Raw genomic sequence first — 12478 nt, 5'->3', positions numbered from 1 at the left:
AGAACCTGAATGTAAGAAGGATCTGCGATGACTGACCAACAGAACACAGCTGCCAGCGAAGAAGAAGCCGCACCGCAATTCTCCTTGCAGCGCATCTATGTACGCGACCTGTCCTTCGAAGCCCCGAAAAGCCCGGCGATCTTTCGCCAGCAGTGGGAGCCGAGTGTAGGCCTGGACCTGAACACCCGTCAGAAAGCCCTGGAAGAAGACTTCCATGAGGTGGTGCTGACGTTGTCCGTCACGGTCAAGAACGGTGAGGAAGTGGCGTTCATCGCCGAAGTGCAGCAGGCCGGGATCTTCCTGATCAAGAACCTGGACGCAGCTTCGATGAGCCACACTCTGGGCGCGTTCTGCCCGAACATTCTGTTCCCGTACGCTCGCGAAGCCCTGGACAGCCTGGTGACCCGCGGTTCGTTCCCGGCCCTGATGCTGGCGCCGGTGAACTTCGATGCCCTGTACGCGCAAGAATTGCAGCGCATGCAGCAGGAAGGCGGCGCGACCGTTCAGTAATTCCACCCTGAGCGTTTACGCAAGTCCATTGTGGGAGCGGGCTTGCTCGCGAACGCGGAGTGTCAGGCGACATTAATGCCTACTGACACTCCCTATTCGCGAGCAAGCTCGCTCCCACATTAGTTATGAGTGTTACTTGAAACCATTCTGCCGCCAGGCCTCATAGACCGCGACCGCCACGGTGTTGGAAAGGTTCAGGCTGCGGCAGCCTTCGCGCATCGGCAGGCGCAGGCGTTGCTCCGCCGTCAGGGCGTCCAACACTTCAGCCGGCAGCCCCCGGCTTTCCGGACCGAATACGAACGCATCGCCCGGGATGAAGCTGACGTCGTGGAAGGGGCGCGAACCCTTGGTGGTGAAGGCGAAAAGGCGCGGATGCCCGAGGCTTTCCAGGCAACTGGCGAGGTTTGCATGGCGCTGCAAGGTGGCATACTCGTGGTAGTCCAGGCCGGCACGGCGCAGGCGTTTATCGTCCATCTCGAAGCCCAGCGGTTCGATCAGATGCAAATGACAGCCGCTGTTGGCGCAGAGCCTGATGACGTTGCCGGTATTCGGTGGAATTTCCGGTTGAAAAAGGATGACGTGAAACATGCACGGCTCCGCAGATGAAGATGAGCGGCATTCTACGCCGCAAACCGACCGCCGTTCGACGCAAATGCCTCGGGTATTGGCTTCGCTGGCGATTTTCGGCTTGATGATCGGTCTGATGATCGGGCGCCTGACCAATCCCGAGCCAAGCGTGCTGCAGCAGATCGAGGTGGCGGATGGCGTGCTGGTGGCCTGGTTCAGCGACGAAGCCAGGTTGCATGGAGAAATCATTGACGGCTCCGTAGCGCTGCTGTTCGAAGCAGAGGGTCAGGCGCAGAAGGGACAGTTGAAATTCAACGGCAAGGATGTGAACTGGCGTGTTCGGTTGAGTGACAAGGGGCTGTTGCTGACGTTGGTGGCGGCGCGTCCGTTGCGCGCCCAGTGGGCCGGCAGCGAGGTGGATGGCCGCTGGCGGCTGGAGGTCCGTCTCCAGGAGTAATAAAAGAGGGAATCCCCGGCCTGCCTGTACCAAGGACCCCAAAACGGGAGGGCTCGCGGTCGGCGCTCAGCCCTGGGCGTAAAGAAGGGAAACCTTGACCTGCCTGTATCAAGGCCCCCAAAACGTTGGGCTCGATGAGCCCTGAATAAAATGGGGAATCCCCGGCCTGCCTGTACCAAGGTCCCCGAAACTGGGTAGTGATTGGGTTATTGCAGGGGGCGTGCCAGATTTAGATGAACTGCCACAGAAAATTTGGTGTTCAGGCCCAGAGCCCCGTATTACGGGGCTTTTACCTGGTACCGGGCTTTTTTTTCTACATGAGTCTTAGGCGGCTGGCTTAAAGCGCGTGCGCAATTGCGATTCGTAGTGCATTAGAGCGGTGCACGAGCCTTGATGTGGGAGCGGGCTTGCTCGCGAAGAGGGTATGTCAGCCGACATCGATGCGAACTGACACGCCGCCTTCGCGAGCAAGCCCGCTCCCACAGGTTCTTCAGCCCTCATCCCCCTCATCATCATCCCCACCATCGACCTTCATCCCCAATTCCTTGATCTTGCGGGTCAAGGTATTGCGGCCCCAGCCCAGCAGCACGGCAGCGTCGCGACGGCGGCCAGCGGTGTGTTTGAGGGCGGTTTCGATCATGATCCGCTCGAAGCTCGGAACGGCGCTGTCCAGCAGGCTCGACTGGCCACGGGTCAGCGCCTGGTCGGCCCATTGGCGCAAGGCCTGTTCCCAATTGGTCACCGGTGCCGAGTCCTGTGGCAGGCTCAACAGTTCCGGTGGCAGGTCGCCGATGTGCACTTCGCGCCCCGACGCCATGACCGTGATCCAGCGGCAGGTATTCTCCAGCTGGCGCACGTTGCCGGGCCATGGCAGGTTCTTGAGGTATTCCTCGGTCTCGCTCTTGAGCAGCTTGGGCTCCACCGCCAGTTCCTGGGCTGCGCGGCTGAGGAAATGCCTGGCCAGGGTCGGGATGTCTTCGCGACGATCCGCCAGACGCGGGATATGGATGCGAATCACGTTCAGGCGATGGAACAAGTCTTCGCGGAATTTTCCGGCGTGGACCAGGGTTTCCAGGTTCTGGTGGGTCGCGGCGATAATGCGCACATCGACCTTGACCGGCGTGTGGCCGCCCACTCGATAGAACTCTCCGTCGGCCAGCACGCGCAGCAAGCGGGTCTGGGTGTCGGCCGGCATGTCACCGATTTCATCGAGGAACAGCGTGCCGCCGTCGGCCTGCTCGAAGCGCCCGCGACGCAGGTTGGCCGCGCCGGTGAATGCGCCCTTTTCGTGGCCGAACAGTTCGGATTCCATCAAATCCTTGGGAATCGCCGCCATGTTCAGCGCAATGAACGGCGAGGCCGCCCGCGGGCTGTGGCGGTGCAGGGCGTGAGCGACCAGTTCCTTACCCGTGCCCGATTCACCATTGATCAGTACGGTGATATTGGAGTGGCTCAGGCGGCCGATGGCGCGGAAAACCTCTTGCATCGCTGGCGCTTCGCCAATGATTTCCGGAGTCCGGGCCAAGGCTGGCACTTCTTCCAGACCTTGCTGTTCCTGGGCATGCTGGTTGGCGCGCTTGACCAGCGACACCGCTTCATCGACATCGAACGGCTTGGGCAGGTACTCGAAAGCGCCGCCCTGATAGGACGCAACGGCGCTGTCCAGGTCGGAGTGGGCGGTCATGATGATCACCGGTAGCCGCGGGTGCTGCTCGCGAATCCGGGCCAGCAGGTCCAGGCCACTGGCGCCGGGCATGCGAATGTCGGAGATGATGACGTCCGGCTGCTGACGGGCCAGGCGGCTCATGACTCCATCGGCACTGTCGAAGCTCTGGGTGGTCATGCCTTCCTGTTGCAAGGCTTTTTCCAGGACCCAGCGGATAGAACGGTCGTCATCGACGATCCACACGGTTTCACTACGGCTCATGTCGATGTGGCTCCTTGTTCCAGTGGCAGGAAGATCGAAAAGGTGGTGTGGCCAGGGTGGCTCTCACATTCGATCAGGCCCTGATGCTGACTGATGATGTTCTGGGTAATGGCCAGGCCCAGCCCGGTACCGTCCGGACGGCCGCTGACCATGGGAAAGAAGATGGTTTCCTGCAGCTCCGGGGGGATGCCCGGGCCGTTGTCGATGATTTCGATCTTGGTCACCAGGCGATGGCGCACGTGGCCAATGGTGAACTGGCGCATGGCGCGGGTGCGCAGGCTGATGCGGCCCAGGCGCAGTTCGTTCTGGCTGCTGATGGCCTGCATCGCGTTGCGCACGATATTCAAAACGGCCTGGATCATTTGCTCGCGGTCGATCAGGACGTCGGGAATACTCGGGTCATAGTCGCGCACCAAGGTGATGCAGCCCTGGCTTTCCGCTTCCACGAGGCTGCCAACGCGCTCCAGCACTTCGTGGACGTTGCACATCGCCAGTGAGGGCAGCTTGTTCGAGCCGAGCATTCGGTCCACAAGATTTCGCAAGCGGTCCGCTTCCTCGATGATGACGTTGGTGTAGTCCTTGAGGCTTTCTTCCGGCAGCTCCCGGGAAAGCAACTGTGCCGCGCCGCGAATCCCGCCAAGAGGGTTCTTGATTTCATGGGCCAGGCCACGCACAAGCATCTTGCTGGTTTCCTGCTTGGACAGCTGGGCCTCTTCCTTGGTGATGCGCAACAGGCGGTCACGAGGATGGACCTCGAGCAGCAACAGAGTCGCGCCGTTGTTCAGGATCGGTGTCACCGCATAGTCCACGGTCAGGGTCTGGCCGGTCAGGGCGGTGAGCATTGCTTCGCGCTTGGTGAACGGATGGGCTTGCTCTACGGCCTGGCGCAGGGAATTGAGCGCCTCGGCCGACTCAGTGAACAGCTCACTGATAAATTGCCCATGGCTGCGTTGGCCGCTGACGGCCAGGAGCATTTCCGCCGCCGGGTTCATGTACTCGAGGCGCAGTTCGGCGTCGAGCAGGATGGTCGCGGTGGTGAGGTTGTCGAGCAACAAGCGGTGTAGTGCGTCGCTAATGGTCATCAGGACCTCTTTTGAAGCGTAGCAAGCACGCGTATGACGCGCTGGTGCCAAGGAAAATGCAAAAACCAAACCAAGGCTCCGAAAAGAAGCGTTTAGAGCCTTAATGGGCTGGATTTCGCCCAGTTACGTGGCGTTCTGCCAGTTTTTTCGGGTACTTTCGAACCAAAAAGGGCAGGCCGATGGGAAGGCTTGCAACTTTTTGCACCAATATAGTGCGCAAGCTTGATGGGCGCTAAAAGAATGGAAGGATGCTGCTCTTTTCTTCTTCGGGCTTGTCGGCCAGGGGGCATTCCGGACGTTGACCATAATCGGCCATGGCGCAGGGCTTGACGCGGCGCTTCTGCGCCAGGGACATGCGCTGCATGTGGAAAGGCTGGTTGGCGGTACGTTCGACGATACGGTCCTGCTCATCGAGGATTTCCACCGCAAGGTGATGAGTGCCGCGATCAACGTTGCTCAAGGCAAATACCGGGCTTGGTCCGGGTTCGCCCGTGGGTTGGCCGTCCAGCAGCAGGCGGTAGCGGTGGCCTTTTTTCAGTCCCGGTTCGCTGGTAGCCGTGACGATAAGCTCGCCGGCGGTGCTGCGTATCGTGGCGTCCGGCTCGGGAATTAACAGTCGGAGCATCTCGTAATGAAACACGGGCCTGGGCGGCTCGTCGGAGGTCGGTGCCGGTGCGGTGCTGACGGGTGGGGTTGGCATCCGGTTGCCGGGCGGCAGTTGGACTTTTTTCGCGTTGCCGGGGCGCGGTTGATCGGTAAAGACCCGATTACCCTGGGCGTCGATGTAAGTGTAGACCTGTGCGAGCCCCGGCAGGGCGACCAGGGCCAGGCCCAGGAGCATCCAGCGGATCATGGCCGGTGCACCCGTTGTACCGTGAACGTGACGGTTTCGCTTTGTTGCACGACAGTGTCTGCGTCGATGACCTGGACCGCCAGGCTGTGCTCGCCTCGGTCGATATTCACTAATTGCAGCCGCGGCACATTGGTCGGCTGGCCATAGGGTTGGCCGTCCAACAGAAGTCTGAACCGATGTGGGCTTTGCAGGCGTGGCTGGGCTCGGACGCCCACGGTAAAGGTGCCGTTGTTGGCGCGCAGGGCTTCTTCGGTGGGAATGTCTGTCAGCTCCAGCGTTTGGTAGGCGTTGCGCGGCTTTTCGTTGATTGCAGGGGGCGTCGGAGTATCCGGGCTGCTCGGGCCCTGGGGTTCGATGCTGTTGAGCGGTGGCAGCTCGACCGCCTGGGCCGGCACTCCCTCAGGCGGCTGGTTGCTGTAGGCGGTGTTGCCGTTGGCGTCGGTGTATTTGTAGATCTGCGCCGCCGCAGGCAACGCCAACAGCAACAACAGAACGCCTGGAAAACCACGACCCATAAAATCAACCGAGAAATGAAAGTGTTGGATTCCAGCATAGGTCAGGAAGGGCGGTTGGCCCAAGTCGTTGCGCATTGACCCAGAGGGAATGGGTTGGGTCAGGCTTTTGGTGGTGTGATGCACAACTCCGCCGTGGCGCGGATCAGGGCGAGCCGGCGTATCGGGTGCTGCTTGTTATGGTGGGTGGCTCGGGCGATCCATCGCGGGCATTGTGGGTCGGTGCGGTAAGGGGAGAAATCGGCCAGTTGCTGCAGCAGACGTTTTTGCAGGCGGTCGAGTTGCGGGCGGATTTGGTTCACCAGGTCGGCGCGTGGCATGTCCGGGGCCTTGCCCTCCATGGCCCAGTCGGACAAATCGACGTACTGCACGAATTTGTTGGCTTCTATTTGAGCTGCAAAGAACGTCTCCACGGTTTCGGCCGTCAGCTTGTAGACCGGCGCCTGGGCGACAGCGGCGGCGATGACTTCGCGCTCGCGCTGACGGTCTTCCACTGGCTTATGGCTGTCCCATTTGCTCAAGGCCACCTGATCGGCGATGGCGATGCGTTCGCCAATGGCGTTAAGCAGCGGGGTAAGGGCATCGGGGGCTGGGGTGGCGTTGGCGGCGGTGGCCATCAACGCCGCTGAGAGGGCAAGGCAGAGCTTGGAGCGCAAAGTCATGGATGATCTCTCGTTTGCTGGGGGTGACGCATGATGCACGTATATTGCGCCCACAAAAAAGGCCTCCCGAAGGAGGCCTCTCTTGGTTCACGCCGCCTGGGGCGACGCTACCGGATCAGCAGCTGTAGTACAGCTCATATTCCAGTGGGTGTACGAAGGTGCGAACCTTGATTTCTTCTTCGCTTTTCAGTGCGATGTAAGCGTCGATGAAGTCATCGCTGAATACGCCGCCCTTGGTCAGGAACGCACGGCCCTTGTCCAGCTCTTCCAGGGCTTCTTTCAGGCTACCGCAAACCTGTGGGATTTCCTTGGCCTCTTCAGGCGGCAGGTCATACAGGTTTTTGTCGGCGGCATCGCCAGGGTGGATCTTGTTCTGGATACCGTCCAGACCGGCCATCATCAGTGCAGCGAAGGCCAGGTACGGGTTGGCAGCCGGGTCCGGGAAGCGTGCTTCGATGCGGCGCGCTTTAGGGCTGTTGACGTAAGGAATACGGATCGAGGCGGAACGGTTGCGAGCCGAGTAGGCCAGCATGACCGGAGCTTCGAAGCCAGGAACCAGACGCTTGTAGGAGTTGGTCGACGGGTTGGTGAAGCCGTTCAGGGCCTTACCGTGCTTGATGATACCGCCGATGAAGTACAGGGCAGTGTCCGACAGACCGGCATAGCCTTCGCCTGCGAAGGTGTTCTTGCCGTCCTTGGAGATCGACATGTGAACGTGCATGCCCGAACCGTTGTCGCCGTACAGAGGCTTCGGCATGAAGGTCGCGGTGCGGCCATAAGCGTCGGCAACGTTGTGTACAACGTATTTCAGGGTCTGGACTTCGTCAGCCTTCTTGACCAGCGTGTTGAACTTCACGCCGATTTCGTTCTGGCCGGCAGTCGCCACTTCGTGGTGGTGAACTTCGACGGTCTGGCCCATTTCTTCCAGTGCGTTGCACATGGAGGTACGGATCTCGTGGTCGAAGTCGAACGGTGGAACCGGGAAGTAACCGCCTTTCACGCCTGGACGGTGGCCTTTGTTACCGCCTTCCACGTCTTGGTCGGACATCCACGAACCTTGTTCGGAGAAGATTTTGAACATGGAACCGGAGATGTCGGACTTGAACTTGACCGAGTCGAAGATGAAGAACTCAGGCTCTGGACCGAAGAAAGCGGTGTCGCCGATACCGGTGGACTTCAGGTATTCCTCGGCACGGTGGGCGATGGCGCGTGGATCGCGGTCATAGCCTTGCATGGTCGAAGGTTCGATGATGTCGCAGACCAGGATCAGGGTCGGTTCTTCGGTGAACGGGTCCAGGACCGCGGTTTCGTCGTCCGGCATCAGGATCATGTCGGAAGCTTCGATGCCTTTCCAGCCAGAGATGGAGGAACCGTCGAACATCTTGCCGATTTCGAAGAAATCGTCATCCAGCGCATCACGGGCCGGCATGGTCACGTGATGTTGAGTGCCTTTGGTGTCAGTGAAGCGCAGATCAATCCACTTGACGTCATGATCTTTGATGAGTTGAACCGACTTCGACATATGTCCTCCGGGTGGCTTCGGGCGGTAATGGTGTGCCCTGAATATGAGTGATGCCGGCGCGAATACTCGGCCAAGGCAACCTGCCTCACAAGGGAGCAAATTGCATGCCAGTGCCCCAGCATGGGTTTTTTGCACCAAACCCACGCTTTCAGAGGGCCGAAAACGGGGATTGTCGGACAATCACGCACTGTAATGTGGCGATCATCAGTGTAGGTGATCCATTTTGGTGCATTAAAACCGACTGCATATTAACTGGTTAAACCTTGAGCAATTTCCGCTATAATCCGCGCCCCCCTTTTTCGGCTGGCCGTTCGCGCGCTGTTTTCATGAAACTAATCGTAAAAGTCTTCCCCGAGATCACCATCAAGAGCCGCCCTGTCCGGACGCGTTTTATCCGTCAGTTGGCCAAGAACATTCGCGCCGTGCTCCGTGATCTGGACCCGGTCGTGGTGGTGAACGGCGTGTGGGATAACCTCGAGCTGGAAACGCGCGTCAGCGAACCCAAGGTCTTGAAGGAAATGACCGAACGCCTGAGCTGCATGCCGGGCATCGCGCATTTCCTGCAGGTCGATGAATATCCGCTGGGGGACTTCGACGACATCGTCGCCAAATGCAAGCTTCATTATGGCGATGCGTTGGCCGGCAAGATTTTTTCGGTGCGCTGCAAGCGTGCCGGCAAACACCCGTTCAGTTCCATGGACGTGGAGAAGTACGTCGGCAGCCAGCTGCGCCGGCAATGCGGTGCCGCCGGTATCTCCCTGAAAGAACCGCAGATCGAAGTGCGCATCGAAATTCGCGACCAGCGGTTGTTCGTGATCCACAGCCAGCACGACAGCATCGGCGGCTATCCGCTGGGCGCGCTGGAGCAGACGCTGGTGCTGATGTCCGGTGGCTTCGACTCCACAGTGGCGGCCTACCAGATCATGCGTCGCGGGCTGATGAGCCATTTCTGCTTCTTCAACCTTGGCGGGCGTGCCCATGAACTGGGCGTAATGGAAGTGGCGCACTTTATCTGGAAGAAGTACGGCAGCTCCCAGCGCGTGTTATTTGTGAGTGTGCCGTTCGAGGAAGTCCTGGGCGAGATTCTCGGGAAAGTCGACGACAGTCATATGGGCGTCATTTTGAAGCGTATGATGTTGCGTGCCGCGTCGAGCATCGCTGACCGCCTGCACATCGACGCGCTGGTCACCGGCGAGGCGATTTCCCAGGTGTCGAGCCAGACGCTGCCGAACCTGTCGGTCATCGACTGTGTCACCGAAAAACTGGTGCTGCGCCCACTGATCGCGAGCCACAAGCAGGACATCATCGACACGGCCGACGCCATCGGCACCGCCGATTTTGCCCGCCACATGCCGGAATATTGCGGGGTCATTTCGGTCAATCCGAAGACGGCTGCCAAGCGCGGGCGCGTGGAGCATGAAGAGAAAGAATTCGACATGGCGGTGCTCGATCGTGCAATCGAAAACGCCAGGCTGGTGCCGATCGATCGGGTGATCGATGAATTGGGCCAGGACATCCAGGTTGAAGAAGTCGGCGAAGCGCTGGCCGGCCAGATCGTCATCGACATCCGTCACCCGGATGAAGCTGAGGATGACCCGCTGAGCGTCGCCGGCGTCGAGGTAAAAACGATGCCGTTCTATGCAGTGAACGCGCGTTTCAAGGAACTGGACCCTACTCGCCAGTACCTGTTGTATTGCGGCAAAGGCGTGATGAGTCGCCTGCATGCTCACCATTTGCTCAGTGAGGGGCATGCCAATGTGCGCGTTTATCGACCGAGCTAAGTGCCCGGGGCTGTTTGCCTGTGGCCTGCGTCACCGGCCCCCCGACGCCGCCGGCAAGCTGTAACGGCTTTGTCGGACTCAACGTAAATCGCTGCCACGACCTGTCAGCACACCGAATCCTCTGATCGAGATACACAAGTGATCGAAAATCTACGCAACATCGCCATCATCGCCCACGTTGACCATGGTAAGACCACCCTGGTTGACAAACTCCTGCGCCAATCCGGCACCCTGGAGCGCAACGAGCTCAACGACGAGCGCGTGATGGACTCCAACGACCAGGAAAAAGAGCGCGGTATTACCATCCTGGCGAAAAACACCGCTATCAACTGGAACGGCTACCACATCAACATCGTGGACACCCCCGGCCACGCCGACTTCGGCGGTGAAGTAGAGCGCGTGATGTCGATGGTCGACTCCGTGCTGCTGCTGGTGGATGCCCAGGACGGCCCTATGCCGCAGACCCGCTTCGTGACCAAGAAGGCTTTCGAAGCCGGCCTCAAGCCGATCGTCGTGATCAACAAGGTCGACCGTCCGGGCGCGCGTCCTGACTGGGTTCTGGACCAGATCTTCGACCTGTTCGACAACCTGGGTGCCACCGACGAACAACTGGACTTCCAGGTCGTCTACGCCTCGGCCCTGAACGGCATTGCCGGCCTGGACCACACCGCCATGGCGGAAGACATGACCCCGCTGTACCAGTCGATCGTCGACAACGTCCCAGCGCCTGCCGTTGACCGTGACGGTCCGTTCCAGATGCAGATCTCGGCCCTGGACTACAACAGCTTCCTGGGTGTGATCGGTGTTGGCCGTATCGCTCGTGGTCGCATCAAGCCAAACACCCCGGTGGTGGCGATCGATGTCGACGGCAAGAAGCGCAACGGCCGTATCCTGAAGCTGATGGGTCACCACGGCCTGCACCGCGTGGACGTCGAAGAAGCGGCAGCCGGCGATATCGTCTGCATCAGCGGCTTCGAAGAGCTGTTCATCTCCGACACCCTGTGCGATCCGAACGCTGTCGAGGCGATGAAGCCTCTGACCGTGGACGAGCCGACCGTTTCCATGACCTTCCAGGTCAACGACTCGCCGTTCTGCGGCAAGGAAGGCAAGTTCGTGACCTCCCGCAACATCAAGGAGCGTCTGGACAAGGAGCTGCTGTACAACGTGGCACTGCGCGTTGAAGAAGGCGACTCGGCCGACAAGTTCAAGGTTTCCGGCCGTGGTGAGCTGCACCTCTCGGTACTGATCGAAACCATGCGTCGCGAAGGCTTCGAAATGGCCGTAGGCCGTCCGGAAGTGATCATCCGCGTCGTTGACGGCGTCAAGCAGGAACCGTTCGAGAACGTCACCATCGACATCCCTGAAGAATCCCAGGGCAAGGTGATGGAAGAGATGGGGCTGCGTAAGGGCGACCTGACCAACATGTCCCCGGATGGCAAGGGCCGTGTGCGCCTGGAATACAACATCCCGGCGCGTGGCCTGATCGGCTTCCGTAACCAGTTCCTGACCCTGACCAACGGTGCCGGCATCCTGACCTCGATCTTCGATCGCTACGACACCATGAAGTCCGGCCACATGTCCGGCCGTCAGAACGGTGTTCTGGTATCGGTCGAAACCGGCAAGGCGCTGACCTACTCTCTGGAAACCCTCCAGGCACGTGGCAAGCTGTTCGTCGAGCACGGCCAGGAAATCTACAACGGCCAGATCGTCGGTCTGAACAGCCGTGACAATGACCTGGGCGTCAACCCTACCAAGGGCAAGAAGCTCGACAACATGCGTGCTTCGGGTAAAGACGAAACCATCGCCCTGGTTCCACCTGTTCGCTTCACTCTGGAACAGGCCCTGGAATTCATCCAGGACGACGAACTGTGCGAAGTGACACCGAAGTCCATCCGTCTTCGCAAGAAGATCCTGGACGAAGGCGAGCGTACCCGCGCTGCCAAGAAAGCCAAGGCTTGATCGTTTAGCCCCGGCTGAATGAAAAACGCCCCCGGTCGTGAGATCGGGGGCGTTTTTTTATGCCTGGGGTTTATGCAGTGACCGGCAGGCCGCTTTCGCGAGCAAGCCCGCTCCCACAGGCTCAGCGCTGTCCTTGTGGGAGCGGGCTTGCTCGCGAAGACGGTAGGTCAGGCGCTAAATAGTCAAAACCGATCCAGCGTCCGCGAATTACGCTCGCGCTCCACTTCCTTGGGCTTGTACGCGCAATACCCCGGCCGCGGCCCGATGCGCGGGTGGTTGCGGCAGGTGTCCGGGCGCTTCTCGTAAATGGTGCACAGCCGGCTCTTGCGGTCCAGATAAAGGCAATCGTTGTTGCTCATGCGCTGGAGCGTGAAGATCTCGGACTTCTGGTTGTAGCGTTCGACAATCCCTTCCTTTTGCAGGCGCTTGGCGATGTTTTTCGGCGGGTCGCCCAGCTCGAACTCATCGACGATGCCGATCCGGATCAGGTCCTTGATCTTGACCTCGACCGGCAGCGTGCAGCAGCTCGACACACAGGAGCCGCACATCGGGGCGGAATATTTGGCCCAGGTATCGAGTCGGTCGATCTCCGCGGCGGCGATCAGGTTGGGCTTCATCATCGAGGTTTACCAGCATGCGTCAGGGC

12 protein-coding genes are annotated in these 12478 nt (G+C 59.8%); 4 read left to right on the top strand and 8 right to left on the bottom strand.

Going from position 1 to position 12478, the window contains the following annotated elements; translation table 11 throughout:
• Positions 1–27 precede the first annotated feature (27 nt).
• Positions 28–510, top strand: a complete 483-nt coding sequence (gene secB / locus AD666_RS04165) for a protein-export chaperone SecB (RefSeq protein WP_053147861.1) — start codon at positions 28–30, stop codon at positions 508–510.
• Positions 511–642: 132 nt separating this feature from the next.
• Here secB and trmL read toward each other — a convergent pair whose 3' ends face one another.
• Positions 643–1098, bottom strand: a complete 456-nt coding sequence (gene trmL / locus AD666_RS04160) for a tRNA (uridine(34)/cytosine(34)/5-carboxymethylaminomethyluridine(34)-2'-O)-methyltransferase TrmL (protein ID WP_053147859.1) — start codon at positions 1096–1098, stop codon at positions 643–645.
• Between trmL and AD666_RS04155 the strand changes: the two genes are divergently transcribed.
• Positions 1097–1534, top strand: coding sequence for a hypothetical protein (locus tag AD666_RS04155; RefSeq protein WP_053147857.1), 438 nt, complete (start codon positions 1097–1099; stop codon positions 1532–1534). The two genes, trmL and AD666_RS04155, sit on opposite strands and share 2 nt — an antisense overlap.
• Before the next feature lie 490 nt (positions 1535–2024).
• On the opposite strand, the gene ntrC is transcribed toward AD666_RS04155, so the two are convergent.
• The 6 genes from ntrC to glnA all read right to left on the bottom strand — a co-directional run bounded on the left by ntrC (position 2025) and on the right by glnA (position 8092).
• Positions 2025–3461, bottom strand: a complete 1437-nt coding sequence (gene ntrC, locus AD666_RS04150; RefSeq protein WP_053147855.1) for a nitrogen regulation protein NR(I) — start codon at positions 3459–3461, stop codon at positions 2025–2027.
• Positions 3458–4543, bottom strand: a complete 1086-nt coding sequence (glnL, locus tag AD666_RS04145; protein ID WP_053147853.1) for a nitrogen regulation protein NR(II) — start codon at positions 4541–4543, stop codon at positions 3458–3460. The genes ntrC and glnL overlap by 4 nt, the downstream gene beginning before the upstream one ends.
• 232 nt (positions 4544–4775) lie before the next feature.
• On the bottom strand, positions 4776–5396 hold the full coding sequence (locus tag AD666_RS04140) for a DUF4124 domain-containing protein (protein WP_053147851.1): 621 nt from the start codon (positions 5394–5396) through the stop codon (positions 4776–4778).
• Entirely contained in the window at positions 5393–5911 is a 519-nt protein-coding gene (locus tag AD666_RS04135) for a DUF4124 domain-containing protein (RefSeq protein ID WP_053147848.1), read from the bottom strand. Before AD666_RS04135 ends, AD666_RS04140 begins: the two co-directional genes overlap by 4 nt.
• A 98-nt stretch (positions 5912–6009) precedes the next feature.
• Positions 6010–6570, bottom strand: coding sequence for a chorismate mutase (locus tag AD666_RS04130; RefSeq protein ID WP_082339663.1), 561 nt, complete (start codon positions 6568–6570; stop codon positions 6010–6012).
• A 115-nt stretch (positions 6571–6685) separates the two neighbouring features.
• The gene (gene glnA / locus AD666_RS04125; protein ID WP_053147846.1) at positions 6686–8092 is read right to left on the bottom strand and encodes a glutamate--ammonia ligase; all 1407 of its coding nucleotides are present in this window, start codon (positions 8090–8092) and stop codon (positions 6686–6688) included.
• A gap of 326 nt (positions 8093–8418) precedes the next feature.
• Between glnA and thiI the strand changes: the two genes are divergently transcribed.
• A complete protein-coding gene (thiI, locus tag AD666_RS04120; protein WP_053147844.1) occupies positions 8419–9873 on the top strand; it encodes a tRNA uracil 4-sulfurtransferase ThiI in 1455 nt (484 codons plus the stop codon).
• A 138-nt stretch (positions 9874–10011) separates the two neighbouring features.
• Positions 10012–11832, top strand: a complete 1821-nt coding sequence (gene typA, locus AD666_RS04115) for a translational GTPase TypA (protein WP_053147843.1) — start codon at positions 10012–10014, stop codon at positions 11830–11832.
• Positions 11833–12014: 182 nt separating this feature from the next.
• On the opposite strand, the gene AD666_RS04110 is transcribed toward typA, so the two are convergent.
• Positions 12015–12452 carry a YkgJ family cysteine cluster protein gene (locus AD666_RS04110; protein ID WP_053147841.1) on the bottom strand — a complete coding sequence of 146 codons (438 nt, stop codon included), beginning with the start codon at positions 12450–12452 and terminating at the stop codon, positions 12015–12017.
• Positions 12453–12478 lie beyond the last annotated feature (26 nt).

Origin of the sequence: Pseudomonas sp. Pf153 (assembly GCF_001269775.1) — a bacterium.
In the GTDB taxonomy this organism is placed as follows: Bacteria; Pseudomonadota; Gammaproteobacteria; order Pseudomonadales; family Pseudomonadaceae; genus Aquipseudomonas; species Aquipseudomonas uvaldensis.
This window is presented reverse-complemented; position numbering and strand designations above follow the sequence as displayed.

Bases quoted from the DNA above. Each gene is read 5' to 3' on its own strand.
- secB (WP_053147861.1), top strand. From the start codon at position 28: ATGACTGACCAACAGAACACAGCTGCCAGCGAAGAAGAAGCCGCACCG.
- AD666_RS04155 (WP_053147857.1), top strand. From the start codon at position 1,097: ATGCACGGCTCCGCAGATGAAGATGAGCGGCATTCTACGCCGCAAACC.
- trmL (WP_053147859.1), bottom strand. From the start codon at position 1,098: ATGTTTCACGTCATCCTTTTTCAACCGGAAATTCCACCGAATACCGGC.
- ntrC (WP_053147855.1), bottom strand. From the start codon at position 3,461: ATGAGCCGTAGTGAAACCGTGTGGATCGTCGATGACGACCGTTCTATC.
- glnL (WP_053147853.1), bottom strand. From the start codon at position 4,543: ATGACCATTAGCGACGCACTACACCGCTTGTTGCTCGACAACCTCACC.
- AD666_RS04140 (WP_053147851.1), bottom strand. From the start codon at position 5,396: ATGATCCGCTGGATGCTCCTGGGCCTGGCCCTGGTCGCCCTGCCGGGG.
- AD666_RS04135 (WP_053147848.1), bottom strand. From the start codon at position 5,911: ATGGGTCGTGGTTTTCCAGGCGTTCTGTTGTTGCTGTTGGCGTTGCCT.
- AD666_RS04130 (WP_082339663.1), bottom strand. From the start codon at position 6,570: ATGACTTTGCGCTCCAAGCTCTGCCTTGCCCTCTCAGCGGCGTTGATG.
- glnA (WP_053147846.1), bottom strand. From the start codon at position 8,092: ATGTCGAAGTCGGTTCAACTCATCAAAGATCATGACGTCAAGTGGATT.
- thiI (WP_053147844.1), top strand. From the start codon at position 8,419: ATGAAACTAATCGTAAAAGTCTTCCCCGAGATCACCATCAAGAGCCGC.
- AD666_RS04110 (WP_053147841.1), bottom strand. From the start codon at position 12,452: ATGATGAAGCCCAACCTGATCGCCGCCGCGGAGATCGACCGACTCGAT.